Origin of the sequence: Halobacteriovorax marinus SJ, from assembly GCF_000210915.2 — a bacterium.
Lineage (GTDB): Bacteria > Bdellovibrionota > Bacteriovoracia > Bacteriovoracales > Bacteriovoracaceae > Halobacteriovorax > Halobacteriovorax marinus.
In genome coordinates this window covers 2292791-2313347 of record NC_016620.1, presented here as the reverse complement: position 1 = coordinate 2313347, position 20557 = coordinate 2292791, and the positions used below count along the sequence as shown (strand labels likewise).

Genomic DNA, 20557 nt, shown 5'->3' with positions numbered 1-20557 from the left:
TTGATATGATTGAGAGAAGTAATTTTAGAGTTCTCATTGTCGATGATGAACCAGATATTTTAGAGCTGATGGAAGAGGAGTTTAACTACTACGGCTATCAGACGATGACTGCTGATTGCGGTAATGATGCAATTAGTAAGCTGCGCTCTCACCAATTCGATATAATTGTTTCAGATTATAAGATGCCAAATGGTAACGGTATGGCCGTATTAGATGAAGTCAATACAATGGCCGCTGAAACTAGACCAGATTTCTTCTTTGTCTCAGGACAGGCCGATATCTCAATTAAAGATGCAATTGACGCTGGAGCTAAGAAGTTCTTTTCTAAGCCCTTTGATTTAGATGATCTCATCAAAGAGATCGAAAAAGAGCTCTCTAGTAAATAGCCTTTCTAGATTCCATGATTTTTCTTTTTGTTAGCTTTTTGCTAGTATCCTAACCCTAATAAATCAATGAGGAGAGTTCACTGTGGCAGGTCATAGTAAATGGGCGAATATTAGACATAGAAAAGGCGCTCAGGATGCAAAAAGAGGGAAGATTTTTACTAAGCTAATTAAAGAGATAACGGTTGCCGTTAAAACTGGCGGGGGATCTGATCCGGAAATGAATCCAAGACTCAGACTTGCCCTACAAAATGCTAGAGGACAAAACCTTCCAAAAGATACAATTCAAAGGGCCATCGATAAGGCTTCAGGTGTTGGTGGTGATGATTATATCGAAACAACATTTGAAGGTTATGGGCCAGATGGAGTGGCGGTTTTCGTAGAAACGGCTACTGATAATAATACTCGTACAGTTTCGGCAGTAAGGGCCGCCTTCAATAAGTACAACGGCTCTCTTGGTAAGGATGGCTGTCTACAATTTATCTTTGATCGCAAAGGAATATTCACTATTGAGAAGTCTCAAGTGGAAATGGATAACGATGACTTTATGTTAGAGATGATCGACGGTGGGGCAGAGGACGTAGACTTTGAAAATGAAGAGTTTATTATTGTCACTACTGCGATGGAAGATTTTGGTAATGCCTCTAATAAATTAGCTGAGCTCGGTGTTGAGGCGAAAGAAGCCGGACTTGAAAGAATTGCGACAACTAATAAAGAATTAGATCCAAAACATATTCCTACCTTTATGAAGCTCTTAGACGTTCTTGAAGATAACGATGATGTTCAGAAGGTTTATCACAATTGTGAGTTTGATGAATCAATGATGGAAGAATAAGAAAAGGGAGCTGATTGCTCCCTTCTTTATTTCTGTGATTTTAAAAGTGTTGTCACTCTCTTTAAGAGCTCTTTGCAGTCATCTTCAGATAAACCGTAGAGAGCGTGACTGGCCTGGAGTGACTTGGCCTTTTCACCAGAGGCCTTGTAAGAGGCCAATCTATTGTTGAGATTATTTCTCAGCGTTCTCATTCTCTTTGGAGACCATTCTTCTAAGTTCTCAAACTTTTCCACTTATGCTCCAAGAACTTGCGCGAGATCACCTGAGTGATACATCTCAGTAATAATATCATTTCCACCAACAAGTTGTCCCTTGAAGTAGAGTTGTGGGTATGTTGGCCAATTTGAAAATTCTTTTACACCTTGTCTAATATCCATGTCAGATAGAATATCAAAAGTATTGTACTTAACGTTTAGTGCATCGAGGATCGCGATTGTATTAGCAGAGAAACCACATTGTGGCATGGCCGCATTTCCTTTCATGAAAAGAAAAATATCACTTGAACCAATAAGGGCCTTGATTCTCTCATTGAGATCATTTGATTTATTTTCTTCTGAAACCGCTGTTGCTCCCTCTTGAGGAACTTTATCTGAACCTAAAATGTTAAATGGATTATCATTGCTCATAGTAATCTCCTTATATTTGAATGCCTTGATTAGTGGCCTGCTCATGAGTCATTGTCTTAATTTGAACTGCATGAATTTCTTGTTTTAATTTCTCTTTTAAAATATCCATAATGATTTGGTGTTGTGCAATTAGCATCTTACCTTTAAAGACATCACTAACCACGAGAAGTCCTAGGTGATCTTGAGTTCCCGTAAGATCTGTCACTTGAACTTTAGCGTCTTCAATATGTGATTGAATAAGGGCCTTTAATTCTTCAAAATTCATTTTATTTCCTTCTTTATAAATTCTCTATTTTGCGACTGCCCAATAACTTGTAACCAAAGTCATGATTCTAAAGATCAGGGTCGTCCAACCAAGCTTTTTGTGTCTTGGTCGTACACTGATATCACCAGAGAGAAGTTTTCTTCCTGATAATACCATAAGTATATATAAAATAACTGAGCCAATTGCGAAGAAGAGGTGAATCTTTAGCATCGTTGGATTAGTCATGACTTTTGAGGCCTTTAGAATGGCACTTCTTGTGAATTCGATTTGTAAAATGAGAAGTAAGTCCCAGATAATAACTGTGGACATAATCTTAACGTGCGTCTTTCTCATTCTTCTTAGGTAAACACCTAATATCATAAGAGATAAAATCAAAATCGATTGAATTTGAAAAATTGGCGCACTGCTCATACGGATTCCTTGTCATTTAAGCTTCACAGACTAAAATAAAATGATGATATTGCCAATATCTATGAGCATTTATCACACATAAACTGATGTTATTTTTCGGAGACACACATGACACATCCCCTTGGTCGTTGGGCCGTTATCGATATTGAGACAACTGGAATTGATCCGAGTTATGACCAAATTATCGACGTGGGTTACTTGCAATTTGAAGGGACAACTCTTGTTCGCAAGTACAGCTCTCTAGTTCAGTATGATGGTAAGCTTTCTCAGTTTATAAAGAAGCTCACTGGAATCGACTCTAAGATGCTAATTAATGCTCCTAGCTGGCAAGTGGTGTCTCCAGAAGTTATGGATGTCTTTGGGCATCACCTTATTGCTCATAATGCTGAATTTGAAAGATCTTTTCTAAGTGATCACTTCGCTCGCATTGACGATGGATCAGGACGCGAGAGTTACGAAGATAGTCTCTATTTTCTCTCATTACTCTTTCCAAAGATGTCCTCTTTAAAATTGGAGAACTTTATTTGTGATTGGAAGATCGCTGAGCACGAGGAGCACAGAGGTTTTCAAGATTCTTTGGATCTCTTAAAGGTTCTTCTTATTGCCGTTGCGACAGTGAGAAGGGATGTAGAGTTAAATGCTACGTTAGGGGCACTTTTTAAGAAATATAACTTAACAGATTATTGGTATTATAAATTCTTCTCTCTTAGCGATGAAGAAATAGCTCAATTGAGTGAGAGTATAGAACTTGATTTAGACTATCATTGCAATATTGCATGGGAGTGGATGTATCCTGTTGACGAGAAAGTGGACGCGGGAGAGAAGCTCTTTTCACTAGAATTTAATGGTGAGAACTTAAAGAATATTTTTAGAAATGAAGATGCAGTAAGATTGAAGGCCCCTTTTTATAAATATAGAGAGTCCCAAGAGACACTCGCACTTAGAATTGGTCAGTCTTTTAAAAATAAGGTGCACTCTCTTATTCAAGCGCCAACGGGAACGGGGAAGACTCTGGGCTACCTCATTCCATCAGCTCTCTTTGCAATGTCTGAGCAAAAACAAGTGCTGGTTGCCACTGGAACAAAAACTCTACAGCATCAAGCAGTCTCTAAAGATGTACCGGGGCTTAGAAGGTTACTTGGACTAGGGGATGATGAACTAAAGGTGAGACAGCTCATCGGATCGGGAAATCACTTGTGCGAGCTTCTATTTAGGCAAAGTGTAGAAGAGGAAGACCTACTTACAAATACTAAAGAATTTAAAGAAAAATATACAGATATGTTCTTTGATCTCGTTTTCTTCTACAATTCAAGATCACATGTTGATGATCAGATCACTCGTGGAGATTTGCCTTTTGTAATGAAGAGAAAAATTGAAGATTTCTCAACTAAAGAAAGTGATATCACGGTTGATTTTAGATCTTGTACGGGACAGAGCTGTCCTTTTAAAAATGATTGCTCCTATATTAAAGGTCTGCGTGAGGCCAAGGACGCAAATATTATCATAGGTAATCACGCCCTAATGTTTTCTTGGCCAAGAAGTTTTCCTAGACCTTCGTATGTTGTAGTTGATGAGGCCCACAAAGTTGAAGGGGAGACAACAAGTGCTTTTACTTATGAAGTAAGTGAGTCTGATTTAAATTCTTTAAATAAAGCACTGCTGCATTCTCAAGGAATTGGCTCTCTCTTTTATCTTCTGGCACAGAATGAAACAACAGAGGGAGAAAGTACTGCTGTTATTACCAATATAAGAGGCGAGGTCACGAATACTCAACAATTATTGCAAGATCACTTAAATGGACTGCCTACAGTAGTGGAGAGTTATTTTAAGAAGCGTCCAAAGTATACGGATATTTTTTGGAATGAAGCGCCGATGATAAATAGAAAGAGAACGGATGAGCTTGGAATGGCAATCTTTAATCACTTGGATTCTATTCGTTTTATCATCACGAATTTAAATAATTACTTACTTCCTTATCACTCGAGATGGGATGTTAAGGAATTAACTGATGATAATCAAATCGTGGCCTTCACTCGCTTTGAAAAATTTATGGGTGTATTAGATGATACTCAAAAGGCCTTAGAGGTCGCTTTGGATCAGCCAGAAGAAGTGGCCGGTTATACTAAGTCTCTTAAGTACCACGGAGAGCACGGCATGAGTGTCAGTGCTTCTCCAGTAAATGTTGGAAAAGTTTTACACCAAGGTCTCTTAGAGATTTCTGATTCCGTCGTCTTTACTTCTGCTACACTTGGAAATGATAAAGGTGATCAGGGGAGTCGTGGAATTGAGTGGGCGACTGGCTACTCTTACCTAGAGCCAGAGAGAAGATTTAAGTCTGGCTTCTATCTTCCGGCAACATTTGATTATAAGAATAAGACTAAAGTTTTTCTCTGTGACGATACTCTGCCAATTTGGGATAAGAGTTTTGTTCCTCAGACACTTAAAAAAGTTTCTAAACTTATTCGTGAACTCAAGGGAAGAAGTTTACTTCTCTTCTCTGCGCGCTCTAGATTTGAGATCGCTAGAGAGCTCCTTCTAGAAGAATTTGATGGAGAGATTCCTCTCTTTATTCAGGGAATGGGCAATAATGTTGTGGAAGACTTTAAGAAGTCAGAGTCGGGAATTCTACTTGGGATGGAGTCTTTTGGTGAGGGAATTGATATCCCTGGGGATGCGCTACAATTTGTCTTTGTAGACAAGATCCCAGACCTTAGAATGGATCTTGTTATCCAGGATAGAAGAGACTTCTATGAGTCTAATATTGGAAATGAATTTACAGATTACTACCTCTCACATCGAACAAGATCTCTACATCAAAAGCTTGGAAGGCTTCTTCGAACGGAAGAAGATATTGGCGGCGTGATTGTTGTAGATTCAAGAATTAGGTCCTGGAAGGGGAGAACCATGCAGCAGCTTCTAAAGCTAATGGAGCCCTACCAAATACAGAGAACGACACTAGATGAGGCCTGTGAAAAGGTAAGGGACTTCGTGATCCAGTAAGTGTTTCAGAATTGGAACACTAAGGGAGTAAGTCCTTGATTCTTTTGAAAGTATTTTTGGCATATAGATTGCTCTATATGTCATAAACACTATCAAAGGATTAAATATGAAAACACTGCTTATCTACTTACTATCAGTTCTTACTATTAGCTCGACTTTTGCAAGTTCCAAGATTGAACAAGGGACACTTGAAAAAATCATCGAGAATGAAATTCATAAAAGGCTTAATTCAAGTTTAATAAGTCGAGAGTCAAAGAACTATGAAATTCTTAGTGGAGTTGGCGTCGACTCAAGAGGAACATTTATTCAAGTTACTGGCGGTAAGTATTTGAATGACTCAGCTATCCTAGAATTATCTCTTTCTAAATTTAATGATGTTGATTATGAAGGGGCATACGTTCAAAGTACTAAGGGGAGTTTGTATCGAATTGATTTAGGAATAAAGAAGTTTGCATCTAATAGCTTCTACGCCAAAGGTGGAATTGGATATACTAGAGGAAAAGCTGAATCTACTCTTTATAGATGGAGCTATGATTATTATGGAAACTTTAGTGACTATTCTGAAACTAAAAAAACTGAGTATAGCGCTCTTTCGTTTGAAGGTGAAATAGGTAATCAGTGGCAGTGGGATTCTTTTACTCTTGGGGTAAGCTGGATTGGCTATAGCTCAATGGCGCTAAACTTAAGTGGTGGCAACCAGAATGATTCTCTAGATTTAATAAATAGTAAAGGTGCTCTTAGACTTTTAAATCTACAACTTGGAATGAGTTTCTAGTGGCCCACATTATGGGCAGCTCTTTTCTCTAAGTTATTGATTCTTGCCATGAAGTAAGAGTCTCGCTTAAGCTATAACTATGAAGAAAGTTATAGCTATCCTTTTTCTCTTTAGTGCTCAAGTGTGGGGATCAAATTGCACTGAGCACGCCTCACTTCTAGTAAGTTTAAAACTCAAAGATATGTTAAATGCCTATGGGAATCAGCACTTTTACGAATCCACACAAAATGATCAAAGAGCAGGCTTCCCTGGCAATATTTATAACTACGAACACCTATGCAAGAAGAGTGAAATTGTAGAGACTATCATTGCTCAAAAGAAAGAACATTTTAAATTCTGTAAATTAAAGTCTGTGGCCGAAAGTCTACCTAGTCAGACAACTGTTCTAAGTGGAGAGGGCATCTCAAAAACTATTACTCAATTTATAGATCAAGAAAACTGCTCACCTAAAATCTATAAGAATATGGAAGATAATATCTATACTGCAACTAAGAAAATTGAGATTGAATTAAAAAGTGCAAAGACCAATGTCACAAAAGTCTGCAGAACAATTCGCTTGGCCTTGAGTGAGAATTATGAATTAAATAAGAGATGTAAGTAACTCTTAATCTAGTTCTCTTTCTGAAAGATTATTTAAATATTTAACTTCTATTTTTGTACCGTGACCATCTTCAAGAAAGTAGGGGATAGTAACGTGTTGACTAACAAAGCATCGAAGGCTTGGAGTGTCCTTATCGTAATCGTCACTATCGGCCTGCTGCTCAATTTTATAGTCAACACCTTGGACACTACTTCCATCAATAGTTCTCGTCTCACTAGATTGATTCATTCTTCTGACAGTAATGGCATTAAAGACAGGTTCATCTTCATAGCTCCACTGATTAGAGCTCGCCAGAACGTTGTAAATATTCTTTCCTGTAGTATCAAATTTCTTTGAACGCAAGTAGAGCATACTGGTGCAAACGGCAGGAGTTGATATAAAGAATTTCGGCGTAGTATTTAAAATGGTCGTTTTACTTTCGTTTGAAGACTCAAAAGTATAACTAATAGTATTATTCTTACTGTTAAAAGAAAATGTCTCTACAACGTTATCATTTCCAAGTACTTTATTGATAACGACGAGAGTTGGGATATAGTCTTTATTAATTTTATAATCAACAGTGATATTGAGTAGCTCACCAGTTGAAACTCTAGACATGATTTGGCTTTGAAAGAGCATACTACTATCACTCTTCTCTTTAAAAACCTCAAAAGTTTCTTCGCTATAAACATTCGCATTTCGCATATATTTGTATGCGCCGCGATACACCTTATTGTCTTTTTTCTTTGAATTGTCTGTTAGTCCCATATTATTATTTTACTTAACAATGAGAATTAAAGATAGAGTGTAATGATAACAAATAATAATAAAATTATTTTTAAGCGCATAATGCAATTGGTAACCTCAGTTGAATTTATTGCAATCACAATCTTTGGTAACCTCTTCATTTTTCTGTGCTCAATTGTCATCTACTTTATAGAAGGTGGTTCAAACCCAAATATGAATCACTTCATTGATGCAGTCTGGTGGTGTTTTTCTACAGTAACTTCCGTGGGCTATGGTGATGTTGTACCGGTTACGATTACTGGGAAGATCTTTGGGATTTTTCTCATGTTACTTGGGACCGCTATTTTTGCCATTTATACTGCTCTCTTCGCCAATGCTGTTCTAGGGGATTACACCAAACGTTTTCGTGGTCTTTATAGAGAAATATCGACAGAAGAGGAACAGCTCTCTAAATCTATTGAAGAGTTAAAGAAAATCATTGATAATCTAGAAGCAAAAGATAAGAAATAATTAATAGGAAAGGAAAGATTATGATCTCTTATGAAGTGTATAAAGTTATTCACTTACTCTGTATTTTATTAACAGTTGCTGGGCTTGCAGTTGGTTACTATTCAACTCAACCTAAGCATATTAAAATTATCTCAGGTATTACCAGCCTTCTGATCTTAGTTTCAGGGATGGGTCTACTTGCCAGACTTGGCGTTTCTCACGGAGAAGGATTTCCAGGTTGGGTAATGGTTAAAATGATGATCTGGCTTATTATTGCAGTGGCCGGTCCAGTTTTAGCGAAGAGATTATCTAGCTCTCTTAAGCCAAAGGCATTCTGGGGATTAATTCTACTATTTTTCATTGCCATTTACTTTGCAGTAAATAAATCGTTTTAATGCAAGATAAAAATCCCAAGAATTCTGTAAAGCTCACTCTAAGTGGGCTTTTCTTTTTTTCGCTTCCAAGTATTTTTGGATCTCTACTAGAGCCTGTCACGGGAATAGTCGATACGGCCTTGATAGGGCATAAGAGCACCACATGGTTGGCGGCGCTCTCTTTGGGCGTAGTTATCCTAAGCTCCTTTACTTGGGTTTTTAACTTTCTAATTCACACTTCTATTCAATCGGTGAGTGAAGCCTTCTCGCTTGGGGATAATCAAAGAGTGAATTCTCGCGTAAAAGTTGCTCTTATTCTCTCTGTCATTGTGGGAGTAGGCTCGTCTTTAATACTATATTTCTTTAGCCCACTTCTCTTTCGCTTCGTGGGAGCGAGTGAAGAGCTTCTTCCTCTTTGTCAGAGGTACTTTCATATACGTCTTCTGGGTCAACCTTTTTTAATTTTAGGAGGCACTCTCATTTCTATTTTGCGAGGTTTTGAAAGAATTAAAACTTGCTTTATTTTAATTGCTCTCTCTACGCTCATTAATAGTTCTCTATCTTGGGCGCTGTTAGAGGGGACAGACCTAGGGCTGGCGGGTGTAGCTTATGGTAGTGTTGTTGGAGCAGTTTTTACGGCCCTCTTCTCTCTTATTTTTGTTCTAAGAGTTGAAGGGCTTAGTCTAACTAGTTTATGGGGTGCTCCACTTAAAGGAGAGTGGATAAGTTTTGGAAAAAATTCTTTTAATATGTTTTGTCGCTCTATTATCTTAACGGGAAGCTTCTTTCTCTGCACTAAGAGTGCTGCAAGGCTTGGGCATGTTTCCTTGGCCTCGCACCAAATATTAATGGAGTTTTGGCTCTTCTCTTCGTTCTTAACTGATGGTCTTGCCCTTAGTGCAAATATCCTATCTGCAAAGTATAAGGCCCTTAATGATGTTGAGAATTATGAAAAGATGAAGGGGACTCTTTTAAAGTTATCACAGATCATTGGGGTTTTATTTTTACTAAGCTACCTCTTATTTAAAGAGCCACTACTTTCAATATTTACAAAGGACTTGGCCGTCATTGAAGCGATAGAGTCTGTTTGGCCTTGGTTAGCAATTTCTCAACTCATTCTCTGTGGGACATATACTTATGATGGGCTTCTCTTTGGGTTGGGGCGCTTTGATTTTGTGAGAAGACAAATGTTCTATGGACTGATTATATCTTTTCTTCCATTTCTCATTTACTCCTACTATTCTAAAGACCTACTAAGTATTTGGCTGGCCTTAATCTCTCTTGGGACTTATAGGTTAGTCATTGGTTATATTGGAACACGCAGTTTAAGGGTGAATGGATAAATGACAGTGAAAAAGGGAAGCGACGGCTTTAGTAAAGAGTATTGGGAAGTGAATTATTCTAATCCTGATGAGATGGACGGTATTGGAAACGCCACAAATCATGCTCGCTATATTAAGGCAACGATGGATCTAGATTTTGTGGATATAAGTAGTGTCGTGGATTTAGGCTTTGGTCTTGGCCATCTCTTTGAGGCGGTGATGAAAGAGTTTATTCCCTATAGAGCACTAGGTATAGAGCCATCAAAATTTGTCTACGATCAAGTTAAGGAGCGAGGAATTGCCCCTGTTGAATCAACAAAGTTAAAACTTCTAAACACCGACTTACTTTCGTGGTGCAAGGATGAGAAGTTTAGTAAGCACTTCGATCTTGGGATATGCACTTCTGTTTTTCAATATCTAAGCGATGAGGAAGTAAGAGAAGTTCTTCCCGTATTATCAAAGAGAGTGAAATACCTCTACTTTAGTGTTCCAACTAATAAGGAATTAGATAGGCAAATTGAAGACCTCGAGTTCAAAGATGAGTACGCTATACGACGTTCTAGGTCGTGGTATCAAAAAGAAATAAAGAAGCACTTTACTTTTGTCTCTTCGAGAATCCTAGAGAGCAAGCACCACTTCCAAGAAGAAAATACTTTTTTTACGGACTTACTTTTTAGGTTTTAATGAGTAGAATAAGATTTTAAATTTTTATAGGAGTTTATATGAGTTGTCCTTGTGGTCACGAGGTTGAGTATGAGAAATGTTGTGCACCTCTGCATGCTGGTAGTGAAAAGGCGCAAAGCGCAGAACAATTAATGAGAGCACGTTATGCTGCTTTCGCTAAGCATAATGTGGACTACATTATTAGTACTCAGGATAAGGGCAGTAGAGAAGAGCTCAATCGCAATGAAATTGAAATCTGGTCTAACGAAAGTGAGTGGAAAGGACTTGAGATCGTAGACACGGTTAAGGGGCAACCTGGAGATAAGGATGGCATCGTAGAGTTCAAAGCAACTTACGTTGTTGGCGATAGACAAGTTGTGCACCACGAGAGAAGTAGCTTTATCTTTGAAGATGACGCATGGTTCTTCGTAGAGGGAGATGTTCTTCGTGATGCGGTTAGGCGCGCAGGGCCAAAAGTAGGAAGAAACGACCCTTGCCCTTGTGGTAGTGGGAAGAAGTATAAGAAATGCTGCTTGGCGAATGCTTAGATTCTTCGCATATTCAAATAGAGCGCGGACTTATACTGAAAAGTTATTTTATTTAAAAAACTCTTAAGAAAATTATTTTTTTGATTTCTTTAATATGAACTAGTTACATATTGGTTTCATAGGAGTATAAAAAATCAAATTCTATTTTTTTATAGTTATATAAGCTAAACATATTAACGTTTTAACGGGATTATTATTACCATGATTCGTATTAAAAAAGGTTTAGACGTTCCTTTAACGGGAATCCCTAAACAAACAATCGAAGCTGGTCCTCAAGTTAAAAGAGTGGCCTTAACAGGTCCTGACTACGTTGGGATGAAGCCGTCGATGAAAGTTCAAATCGGCGACACTGTTAAAGCTGGTCAAGTTCTCTTCGAGTGTAAGAAGAACGAAGGATTAGCATTTACTTCTCCTGCAAATGGAAAAGTTGTGGAAGTTAACAGAGGTGCGAAACGTGCGTTTCAAACTATTGTTATCGAAGTTACTGGTACTGAGCAAGTTGAGTTCAGCTCATACAAGCAAAAGAGTGTTTCAGACCTCTCTTTTGATGAGGTGAAGAGACTACTTCTTGAGTCGGGACTGTGGACATCTCTAAGAATGAGACCATTTTCTAAAGTGGCCATGTTAGAAGATAAGCCACATTCAGTTTTCATCAATGCAATGGATACAAACCCACTAAGCCCAAATCCTGAACAAGTTATTGGACAATATACTGAAGACTTTATGGCCGGTGTAGAAGTTCTTTCTAAATTAACTGAAGGAAAGACTTTTGTTGCTAAGGCAAGCGGTTCTAAGGTTCAAGCACCAAGCTGTGCTTCAGTTCACGAGTTTGCTGGGCCTCACCCTGCTGGTCTTGTTGGAACTCATATTCATCACCTTGACCCAGTTCACGAGGCAAAGGTTGTTTGGCATGCGGGTTACCAAGATGTAATCGCAATTGGTAAATTATTTACTACTGGTAAACTTTGGACAGAGAGAGTTATTGCTGTCGCTGGACCAAAGGCAAAGAATCCAAGACTTTTAACGACTCAATTAGGGGCCAATATTCTAGATATCGTTGCCAACGAAACTCTAGAAGGAGAGCTTCGAATTGTTTCTGGTTCTGTTTTAAACGGAAGAAAAGTTGAGGACTCATTCCTCTACTTAGGTAGATACCATAACCAAATTTCAATCTTGGCCGAAGGGCGCGAGAGAGAATTCCTTGGTTGGCAAGCGCCAGGACTTAATAAGTTCTCTATCAAGAGAACATTTGTTTCTAAGTTTTTAACTCCTTCAAAGAAATTTGACATGACGACAGGAACTCATGGCTCTCCAAGAGCAATGGTACCAGTGGGAATGTATGAAAGAGTTATGCCACTAGATATTCTTCCAACTCAATTATTAAGAGCTCTAATTACTAAAGACACTGACCTTGCTCAGCAATTAGGTTGTCTTGAATTAGACGAGGAAGATTTAGCACTATGTACATTTGCCAGTATTGGTAAAGTCGACTTCGGTCCTGTGCTAAGAGAAAATTTAACAACTATTGAGAAGGAAGGTTAGATGAAAGCTTTAAGAGGTTTTCTAGATTCTCAACATCATCACTTTGCCAAAGGCGGAAAGTTAGAAAAGTTCTATCCAATGTATGAAATGATAGACACTTTTATCTACACTCCGGGTGAAGTAAGTAGAGGATCAGTACATGTACGTGATGGAATTGATCTAAAGAGAACAATGACAACAGTAGCGATGGCCCTTACGGCTTGTTTGCTCTTTGCTTGTTACAATACAGGTCTACAGGCCAATACAGTTTTAGCTGCTCAGGGGATCACTTCAGTTGATTCTTGGCGTGGTGCTGTTATGGCAGCTTTAGGATTAGGTTTTGATCCTACAAGTTGTGTTTCAAACTTTGTTTACGGTTTCCTATTCTTTGCACCAGTATTTTTGGTTACAAATATTGCCGGTGGTTTTTGGGAAGTTATTTTTGCAACAGTAAGAAAGCATGAGATTAATGAAGGTTTCCTAGTAACAGGACTTCTCTTTCCATGTATTCTTCCTCCAACGATTCCTCTATGGCAAGTTGCTGTAGGTATCTCGTTTGGTGTTGTTTTTGGAAAGGAAGTTTTTGGTGGAACAGGGAAGAATTTCTTAAACCCTGCTCTTACTGCTAGAGCATTTCTTTTCTTTGCGTATCCTGGAGAGATTTCAGGGGACGCAGTATGGACAGCAGTTGATGGTTTCACTGGAGCAACAGCTCTTGGTCAAGCAGCGATTGGTGGAGCTTCAGCGATCTCTGTTAGCTGGATGGATGCTTTCTTAGGATTCATGCCAGGATCAATGGGTGAGACTTCTACTCTTGCTTGTTTAATTGGAGCAGTAGTTCTAATCGTAACAGGAATTGGGTCTTGGAGAATTATGCTCTCTATGCTCGTTTCAGCAATGGCATTTGCCTTTGTTCTAAATATGATCGGATCATCTACTAACCCAATGTTTGCACTAGCACCACACTGGCACCTTGTTATTGGTGGTTTTGCATTTGGTCTTGTCTTTATGGCCACAGATCCTGTCTCTGCAGCAATGACTTTCAAAGGTCAATACTTCTACGGAGCACTGATTGGATTTATGGTTATTCTAGTTCGTGTTATTAACCCAGCATTCCCGGAAGGTGTAATGCTAGCAATTCTCTTCGCAAATTGTTTTGCTCCACTTATCGACTGGTTCGTAGTGGATGGACATATCAAGAAGAGACAAGCGCGTATCAAGGCTTAGGGAGGAGTGATGAAAAGCGAAACAGGAAAAACACTACTTGTTGCATTCCTTCTGTGTATTGTTTGTTCGATCCTAGTATCGGGAGCAGCAGTATCACTAAAGCCTATGCAGGAAGCTAATAAGAAATTAGACGTTAAGAAGAACCTTCTTATCGCGTCTGGTTTAGTTGATGGTAATGCTACAAAAGCTGATGTGGATGCAGCTTATAAGAACGTTCAACCACTTCTCGTCGATCTTGCGACAGGAGATGTTATTGAAGGTGATATTGAGAATTACGATCAGAAAAAAGCAGCAAAAGATCCTAAGCAGAATTTAAGAATTGATGCAGCTAAGGATCTTGGAAATATTAAATTTAGAGCTAAAGTTGCTAAGGCTTACCTTGTTAAGGATGCGGGAGAGGTTTCTATGATTGTTCTTCCTGTCCATGGAAAAGGTCTTTGGTCAACAATGTATGGATTCTTAGCTCTTGCTCCTGATACTGTTACAGTAAAAGGGATTGGTTTCTACTCTCACGGTGAGACTCCTGGTCTTGGTGGTGAGATTGATAACCCAAGCTGGAAGGCAACTTGGAATGGGAAGAAGGCACTTGATGAGAGTTTTAGCCCAATTCTAAAAGTTGTAAAAGGTGCAGCTAGAACAGAGACTGAGATTGATGGTCTTTCTGGTGCAACTTTAACTGCAGTTGGTGTTACTGGAACTATTCAATATTGGTTAGGAGACGATGCTTTCGGTCCTTTCCTTGCTAAGTTTAGAGAAGGAGGGATCAAATAATGAGCCTCAAGAAAACACTTTTTAACCCACTTTTTGAAGATAATCCTGTTGCATTACAGATTCTCGGTATTTGTTCTGCTCTTGCGGTTACAACTAAGTTGGAAACAGCACTTGTAATGTGTATCGCTGTGACATTAGTTACAGGTTTTTCTGGATTCTTTGTTTCTTTAATTAGAAACCATGTTCCATCTAGTATTCGTATCATCGTTATGATGATTGTGATTGCATCACTTGTTATCTTAACGGATCAACTTCTCAAGGCTTTTGTTTACGATGTTGCTAAGTCAATGTCTGTTTACGTAGGTCTTATCATTACCAACTGTATTGTTATGGGACGTGCGGAAGCATTTGCCATGAAGAATACACCGCTTATGTCTTTTGTAGACGGAATCGGTAACGGAATTGGATATAGTGTTGTGCTAATTTTCGTAGCAATCTTTAGAGAGCTACTAGGAAGTGGAAAGCTTCTAGGGTTTGAAATTCTCGCAACAACAGGTCAAGGTGGTTGGTACCAAACAAATGGTATGGCCCTATTGGCTCCAAGTGCATTCTTTTTGATCGGATTATTTATCTGGGCCTTAAGAACTTGGAAAACTGATCAGGTTGAGAAGGAGTAAGAGATGTTAGAACATTATTTAAGTTTATTTATTAAATCTATTTTTATTGAAAACCTTGCTCTCTCTTTCTTCCTAGGAATGTGTACATTCTTAGCGGTTTCAAAGAAAGTTAAGACTTCTTTAGGTCTTGGTGTTGCAGTTGTTGTTGTTCAGACGATTACTATCCCTGTTAACAATCTTCTCTACACTTACTTTCTAAAAGAGAACGCTCTAGAGTGGGCAGGTATTACTGGTTATGACTTATCATTCTTAGGTCTAATTTCTTATATTGGTGTAATTGCAGCAATGGTACAGATCTTAGAGATGACTTTAGATAAGTTTTTTCCAGCTCTTTATACAGCGCTTGGTATCTTCCTTCCTCTAATTACAGTGAACTGTGCCATTCTTGGTGGTTCACTCTTTATGGTGGAGAGGGATTATAACTTTGCAGAAAGTACTGTTTACGGAATCGGTTCAGGTATTGGTTGGGCCCTTGCGATTGCAGCACTTGCAGGTATTAGAGAGAAAATGAAGTACAGTGATGTACCTCATGGATTGAGAGGATTAGGGATTACCTTTATTACAGTTGGTCTTATGGCCCTAGGTTTTCTGTCATTCTCAGGTATTCAACTTTAAGGATTATAAAGAAAGGTCATAACTATGAATGAAATTATACTTGGCGTTTTAATGTTTACCGCCGTTGTCTTGGCCCTTGTGCTTATCATTCTCTTTGCTAAGTCTAAATTAGTAAGCTCTGGGAATATTAAATTAAGTATCAATGGAGAGAAAACGGTAGAAATTCCAGCAGGTGGAAAATTATTAAATGCACTTGCTGATCAGAAACTCTTCGTATCATCTGCCTGTGGTGGTGGTGGTACTTGTGGACAATGTAAAGTTCACGTTCACTCTGGTGGTGGAGAAATTTTAGAAACAGAATTATCTCATATTACTAAGAGAGAAGCTAAAGATGGTTGTCGTCTCGCTTGTCAGGTTTCTATAAAAGAAGATATGGAAATTGAAGTTGAAGATGAAGTCTTTGGTGTGAAGAAGTGGGAATGTACAGTTAGATCAAACCACAATGTTGCTACATTTATTAAAGAATTTGTCCTAGACCTTCCTGAAGGTGAGTCAGTTCCATTTAGAGCTGGTGGATTTATTCAAATTGAAAGACCTCCAGGTCTTAAGATCGACTATAAAGACTTCGATATTGAAGAAGAATATAGAAGTGACTGGGATGCGTTCAATGTTTGGGATAATATCTCTTACGTAGAAGATGAAACAATCAGAGCATATTCAATGGCAAATTATCCTGAGGAAGAAGGGATGATTATGTTAAATGTTCGTATTGCTTCACCTCCGCCAAGAGCACCTAAAGGAACACCTCCAGGTAAGATGTCGTCGTATATCTTTAACTGTAAGCCAGGTGATAAAGTAACTATTTCTGGTCCATTCGGAGAATTCTTCGCAAGAGACACTAAGAAAGAAATGGTCTTTGTTGGTGGTGGTGCAGGTATGGCGCCGATGAGATCACACCTCTTTGATCAGTTAAAGAGAATTAAGACTGATAGAAAGATTACTTTCTGGTACGGAGCTCGTTCTAAGAGAGAAATGTTCTACGTTGAAGATTTTGAAATGCTTCAAAGAGAAAATGATAACTTTAAGTGGCACTGCGCTCTTTCTGATGCTCTTCCGGAAGATAATTGGGAAGGATACACTGGCTTTATCCACCAAGTACTTCACGATGAGTACTTAAAGGATCACCCGGCACCAGAAGATTGTGAGTACTACTTATGTGGACCTCCAATCATGAATAAGTGTGTTATCGATATGCTTCTTGACCTTGGTGTTGAGAGAGAAGATATCATGCTTGATGACTTCGGTGGATGATCACAAAAATACATTTTAAATTACTCAAGGCCCCGCTCAACCGCGGGGCCTTGTTTTTTGGAGGCGTCATATGCCACGATGGCATATGACGCCGAACAACCCACTGATTTGCGTGCAAGCAAATCTGCTGCAGGATGCACGAGATCGGGTGTAGCGTTTGAAGTGCGAAGCTATTTAACGCCGAACAACGCGTAGGTGAGCAGGATGCGAACCGAAGAGAGGAGGCGCAGGAAGCGCGAGATCGGGTGGAAGTGTCTATTCTTTTTACATAAAAGTTTTACCCTAATTTTCATATTTTTCATTAGCTCATTTTTTTCTATGTAATAATCCTTGAAAATTAATTATCGAGGATTCTATGCGTAAGATTATTTTTCTTCTTATAACCTGCATTTCTTTAACTACAGAGGCATCAGTTGTTAGTGCTTTGACAAAGAGAGTGCAGCAAGCTTTCAAGTCTACAAAGCCATCGATAGAGTTAGTTGCCAAGGGAAGAATTCTTGAGAGCAATATGGATAACTTAATCGTTAGGACAAACTCACAGATGGGTAAGGGCGAGGTCTTAGAATCAATTGATCATAAAATTATTGAAGCAGAGTTTAGAAATGAAGATATGCTTGAAACCTTGGGGCAACTCTCGCAAAGAAACTTTAATGATAGATCATTAGAGAAGATTTTGATGGAAGAGATGAGAAGTGTTGCAACTATATCCGCACATAATCATTTAATACTAAAGAAGATGAGTAAAGAAGAGAGAGCTCAGTATATAGCTCAACATAAGCAAAATGTTAGAGAAGCACTCGATGGAATTACATCTAAGATTTCTGCATCTGGAACTTATAGTTTTGTTAGCTTTAAGGCCCTTAGAAATATCTACATGGATTTAAATAGTCTTTAATTAATATAAATTTATAAAAAGAAGGCAAGGCTTTCTATCTATTCGGAGGAAACATGAAAAAACTAATCTTAATCACATCACTACTTGTAACTGCATCTTCATTTGCTGAGCTTGGAGTTGTATCTGGCAATTCAAGAATGTCTCATACTGATAATGGACTAAACTTTTCAAGTCGTGGTCAATCTTCTGGAACATATTTCTACAAGCAAGCAATTAAATCAGCTCTACCTGATGCAGAAGAAGTACTTGCAGGTGGAGTGGCATCAGATCTATTTATTGAAGTAGTAGAGGCCATCGAAACTCAAAATAAAGTTAAGTTTGAGAGCCTAGAAGAAGCAGCAATTGCAATTATTGAAGAAGCTGGAAAGTAATTTTATAAAACTAAAGGCCTACTTATAATCTTTAAGTGGGTCTTTTTGTTTCTACCCTGAGCATATCACCTCTAAAGTATGTCATTGCATTTTACACTGTTTAAAATTTAGTCAAAATATTCTTCATATCTATCTAAAATTATTAATTGTTTATTGGCCTAAAGGTTGCAGATACTTTGCGAAACTGTTTTTATCACATAAGGGAAGAAATGAATATTAAGCTCATTCATATATTTTGTTTTTTAATTCTTAGTATTCTTTCCTCTACATCAAGTGCTGATATCTTCTTAAATAAAGAGCTTAAAGAGCAACTACAAAAAGAAGAGATAGATCGTATTCATCAATTTATAAGCGAAACACTCGATATTATGCCAGATAAAATGATTAAGCACTTTGGTAATGTTGAGTTAAACTTCACAAAGGTTGCCAATAGAAGTCTTCCTAAATTATCTAGTCCTCAAGAGCTTAGAAAAGAATTATGGGCCGAAAGTGATTCAGATCATTCTGAAAGTGAAGAGAGTTTTGGAGCGCTTGCTTATACTAAGAAAGAGTTCTTTGGTAGTGATTATAAAATCAATCTTCATAATGAATTTCTACCAATAATTTTAGATGAGTCTCAACGAGATTTACCTTCTTCAAATAATCATAAAACAATGTATCAAGTGGTAAAGGCGACTTTAGTTCATGAGCTTTCCCATGTATTTGACCTAAGAAAACTTTCTCCTGAAGAGGTCTATGGAGATGATGAATTTTGGAGAGATATTAGAGAGTTCGAAGAAGATACACTTAGAAGAATTAGAATGGAGGATAAGAGACATCGAAAACTCCAGCTCATGAAGTATGTAAAATACAATGTTTCTAATACTGCATCTTTTAGAAGTGTATTTAAATCTATAACAAGTAATAATTTAGATATTCAGAGTCCAGATAACTATGAATTTGTAAATGCTCAAGAAGCTTTTGCTGTTAATATGGAATACTTCTTATTAGATAGTGAATATAAGTGTAGGAAACCTGCTCTTTATAATTATCTCTCTAAGTTCTTCGTACATGATCCATTTCCAGAAGTTCAATGTATGACACCTAAGATTAGAGTAGGGAATCCACTTACAGGAAACTTAAATTATCTAGATTTAGACCCAAGCCGCATCTATCAAATCCACTATCTCTTTGCTGGAGAAGGAAAGGAAATGATGTCGAAATGGGGACATGCAATGCTTAGAGTTGTAATGTGTTCTCCTGAGAGAGAAGAGGTATCAGAGAAGTGTCTCGAAGATATCAAAGAAGATATTGTCATTAGTTACAGGGCCAGTATTACAGGTGGAGAGATCAACTACGTCAGTGGTATCACAGGGAAATACCCATCTGTTTTATATACTTATGGAATGCCTGAAATTATTACGGAATACACTATAAAAGAAGATAGAGAATTATTTAGTATTCCAATTCAAATGAGTAAGAGAGAAATTCAAAATACTGTAGACCGTATTCAAGAGGGATTTTGGAGTTACACAGGTAAGTATAAATTTGTAAGTAATAATTGTGCTACAGAAACATTTAACTTTCTTAAAAGCGTATTCTTTAACCAAGAGATAACACTTGCTGTGGATGGCATTGTTGTTCCTGGAGATATTATTTCATTTCTTCATAAGTATAAGAGAATTAAATCGAATAATCTTGATGACTATAGAAAAGATGAGAAGAATTTCTATTCACGCTATGTAGATAGAGGAGCTAAGAGTTTTGAAAGTCTTCAAGCACAACAACTTATCGATAATAAGATTGGCTTTGCTGAGTACTACAAAGAGTTAAGACCACAGCAAAGAGCAAGTTACTTTAATGGCAGAGCTGACCAACTGACAAAGAACGATATTATTAACTTTCTAAGAGTGGAAAATATCATCTTACAGAAGAGACAAATTGAATATGACTCAGAAGTAAATAAGCTCGTTCTAGAAAATTTTAAGAAAAGAGAAGATATGCAGGACTTATCACAAGAGATGCAAGTTTGGACTATGAGGTTCTCTCCCTACGGAATTATTCGTGGAGGCTATGGTGTTCCTTATCAGTCAGAGGTGATCTCTATAGAAGAGCAAATGGATATTTTTTATAACCTCAAAAATATATATGACCTTGCTTTTGAAAATAGCGATATCGAAAGTGAGAAAAGTATTGATATTGATCAGAGAATTTCAAGAACGAAAGAAAATAGAATGAAGTTAATAAAATTATTAAAAAAACAAATACACTAAGTATTTCACAATCGGAGGA

The 20557-nt window shown here is 37.8% G+C and carries 24 protein-coding genes; 19 read left to right on the top strand and 5 right to left on the bottom strand.

Annotation, left to right across the window (positions count from 1 at the left end; translation table 11 throughout):
- Nucleotides 1–5: 5 nt before the first annotated feature.
- The gene (locus BMS_RS10875) at nucleotides 6–386 is read left to right on the top strand and encodes a response regulator (RefSeq protein ID WP_014244868.1); all 381 of its coding nucleotides are present in this window, start codon (nucleotides 6–8) and stop codon (nucleotides 384–386) included.
- An 82-nt stretch (nucleotides 387–468) separates the two neighbouring features.
- Complete coding sequence (locus BMS_RS10870) at nucleotides 469–1218, top strand: YebC/PmpR family DNA-binding transcriptional regulator (protein WP_014244867.1); 750 nt, start codon at nucleotides 469–471, stop codon at nucleotides 1216–1218.
- A 26-nt stretch (nucleotides 1219–1244) separates the two neighbouring features.
- Here the strand turns inward: BMS_RS10870 and BMS_RS10865 are convergent, their stop codons facing one another.
- From BMS_RS10865 to BMS_RS10850, 4 genes are read right to left on the bottom strand one after another with little or no spacing between them, the layout of a single operon-like run.
- Complete coding sequence (locus BMS_RS10865) at nucleotides 1245–1451, bottom strand: hypothetical protein (RefSeq protein WP_014244866.1); 207 nt, start codon at nucleotides 1449–1451, stop codon at nucleotides 1245–1247.
- Nucleotides 1452–1844 (bottom strand): Grx4 family monothiol glutaredoxin, encoded by a 393-nt coding sequence (gene grxD / locus BMS_RS10860; protein WP_014244865.1) that lies wholly within the window; start codon nucleotides 1842–1844, stop codon nucleotides 1452–1454.
- Between the two features lie 10 nt (nucleotides 1845–1854).
- Nucleotides 1855–2109 (bottom strand): BolA/IbaG family iron-sulfur metabolism protein, encoded by a 255-nt coding sequence (locus BMS_RS10855; protein WP_014244864.1) that lies wholly within the window; start codon nucleotides 2107–2109, stop codon nucleotides 1855–1857.
- A 24-nt stretch (nucleotides 2110–2133) separates the two neighbouring features.
- Complete coding sequence (locus BMS_RS10850; protein WP_044557529.1) at nucleotides 2134–2520, bottom strand: hypothetical protein; 387 nt, start codon at nucleotides 2518–2520, stop codon at nucleotides 2134–2136.
- A gap of 108 nt (nucleotides 2521–2628) precedes the next feature.
- Between BMS_RS10850 and BMS_RS10845 the strand changes: the two genes are divergently transcribed.
- The 3 genes from BMS_RS10845 to BMS_RS10835 all read left to right on the top strand — a co-directional run bounded on the left by BMS_RS10845 (nucleotide 2629) and on the right by BMS_RS10835 (nucleotide 6896).
- Nucleotides 2629–5520, top strand: a complete 2892-nt coding sequence (locus tag BMS_RS10845; protein WP_014244862.1) for a helicase C-terminal domain-containing protein — start codon at nucleotides 2629–2631, stop codon at nucleotides 5518–5520.
- 106 nt (nucleotides 5521–5626) lie between these two features.
- Nucleotides 5627–6295, top strand: coding sequence for a hypothetical protein (locus tag BMS_RS10840; protein ID WP_014244861.1), 669 nt, complete (start codon nucleotides 5627–5629; stop codon nucleotides 6293–6295).
- Between the two features lie 79 nt (nucleotides 6296–6374).
- Complete coding sequence (locus BMS_RS10835) at nucleotides 6375–6896, top strand: hypothetical protein (RefSeq protein ID WP_014244860.1); 522 nt, start codon at nucleotides 6375–6377, stop codon at nucleotides 6894–6896.
- Nucleotides 6897–6899: 3 nt separating this feature from the next.
- On the opposite strand, the gene BMS_RS10830 is transcribed toward BMS_RS10835, so the two are convergent.
- Nucleotides 6900–7643: a hypothetical protein gene (locus tag BMS_RS10830; RefSeq protein ID WP_014244859.1), complete on the bottom strand. Its 744-nt coding sequence runs from the start codon at nucleotides 7641–7643 to the stop codon at nucleotides 6900–6902.
- Between the two features lie 42 nt (nucleotides 7644–7685).
- On the opposite strand from BMS_RS10830, the gene BMS_RS17045 reads away from it, so the two are divergent.
- From BMS_RS17045 to BMS_RS17040, 14 genes are all read left to right on the top strand, one after another.
- Nucleotides 7686–8132, top strand: a complete 447-nt coding sequence (locus tag BMS_RS17045) for a potassium channel family protein (RefSeq protein WP_014244858.1) — start codon at nucleotides 7686–7688, stop codon at nucleotides 8130–8132.
- Between the two features lie 20 nt (nucleotides 8133–8152).
- Nucleotides 8153–8506 (top strand): SirB2 family protein, encoded by a 354-nt coding sequence (locus BMS_RS10820; protein WP_014244857.1) that lies wholly within the window; start codon nucleotides 8153–8155, stop codon nucleotides 8504–8506.
- A complete protein-coding gene (locus BMS_RS10815; RefSeq protein WP_014244856.1) occupies nucleotides 8506–9828 on the top strand; it encodes an MATE family efflux transporter in 1323 nt (440 codons plus the stop codon). Before BMS_RS10820 ends, BMS_RS10815 begins: the two co-directional genes overlap by 1 nt.
- Nucleotides 9829–10491 (top strand): class I SAM-dependent methyltransferase, encoded by a 663-nt coding sequence (locus BMS_RS10810; protein WP_014244855.1) that lies wholly within the window; start codon nucleotides 9829–9831, stop codon nucleotides 10489–10491. It abuts the gene before it with no gap.
- Nucleotides 10492–10529: 38 nt separating this feature from the next.
- Nucleotides 10530–11018, top strand: coding sequence for a YchJ family protein (locus tag BMS_RS10805; RefSeq protein ID WP_014244854.1), 489 nt, complete (start codon nucleotides 10530–10532; stop codon nucleotides 11016–11018).
- Between the two features lie 201 nt (nucleotides 11019–11219).
- Nucleotides 11220–12560 (top strand): Na(+)-translocating NADH-quinone reductase subunit A, encoded by a 1341-nt coding sequence (locus BMS_RS10800; protein ID WP_014244853.1) that lies wholly within the window; start codon nucleotides 11220–11222, stop codon nucleotides 12558–12560.
- Nucleotides 12561–13766 carry an NADH:ubiquinone reductase (Na(+)-transporting) subunit B gene (locus tag BMS_RS10795; protein WP_014244852.1) on the top strand — a complete coding sequence of 402 codons (1206 nt, stop codon included), beginning with the start codon at nucleotides 12561–12563 and terminating at the stop codon, nucleotides 13764–13766.
- 9 nt (nucleotides 13767–13775) lie between these two features.
- Entirely contained in the window at nucleotides 13776–14537 is a 762-nt protein-coding gene (locus tag BMS_RS10790; protein WP_172867693.1) for a Na(+)-translocating NADH-quinone reductase subunit C, read from the top strand.
- Entirely contained in the window at nucleotides 14537–15154 is a 618-nt protein-coding gene (locus tag BMS_RS10785; RefSeq protein ID WP_014244850.1) for an NADH:ubiquinone reductase (Na(+)-transporting) subunit D, read from the top strand. Before BMS_RS10790 ends, BMS_RS10785 begins: the two co-directional genes overlap by 1 nt.
- 3 nt (nucleotides 15155–15157) lie before the next feature.
- Nucleotides 15158–15769, top strand: coding sequence for an NADH:ubiquinone reductase (Na(+)-transporting) subunit E (gene nqrE, locus BMS_RS10780; protein WP_014244849.1), 612 nt, complete (start codon nucleotides 15158–15160; stop codon nucleotides 15767–15769).
- Nucleotides 15770–15793: 24 nt separating this feature from the next.
- The gene (nqrF, locus tag BMS_RS10775) at nucleotides 15794–17020 is read left to right on the top strand and encodes an NADH:ubiquinone reductase (Na(+)-transporting) subunit F (protein ID WP_014244848.1); all 1227 of its coding nucleotides are present in this window, start codon (nucleotides 15794–15796) and stop codon (nucleotides 17018–17020) included.
- Between the two features lie 355 nt (nucleotides 17021–17375).
- Nucleotides 17376–17915 (top strand): hypothetical protein, encoded by a 540-nt coding sequence (locus BMS_RS10770; protein ID WP_014244847.1) that lies wholly within the window; start codon nucleotides 17376–17378, stop codon nucleotides 17913–17915.
- Nucleotides 17916–17968: 53 nt separating this feature from the next.
- Nucleotides 17969–18286, top strand: coding sequence for a hypothetical protein (locus BMS_RS10765; RefSeq protein ID WP_014244846.1), 318 nt, complete (start codon nucleotides 17969–17971; stop codon nucleotides 18284–18286).
- A gap of 209 nt (nucleotides 18287–18495) precedes the next feature.
- On the top strand, nucleotides 18496–20538 hold the full coding sequence (locus BMS_RS17040; protein ID WP_052590658.1) for a DUF7844 domain-containing protein: 2043 nt from the start codon (nucleotides 18496–18498) through the stop codon (nucleotides 20536–20538).
- The last annotated feature ends 19 nt before the right edge of the window (nucleotides 20539–20557 follow it).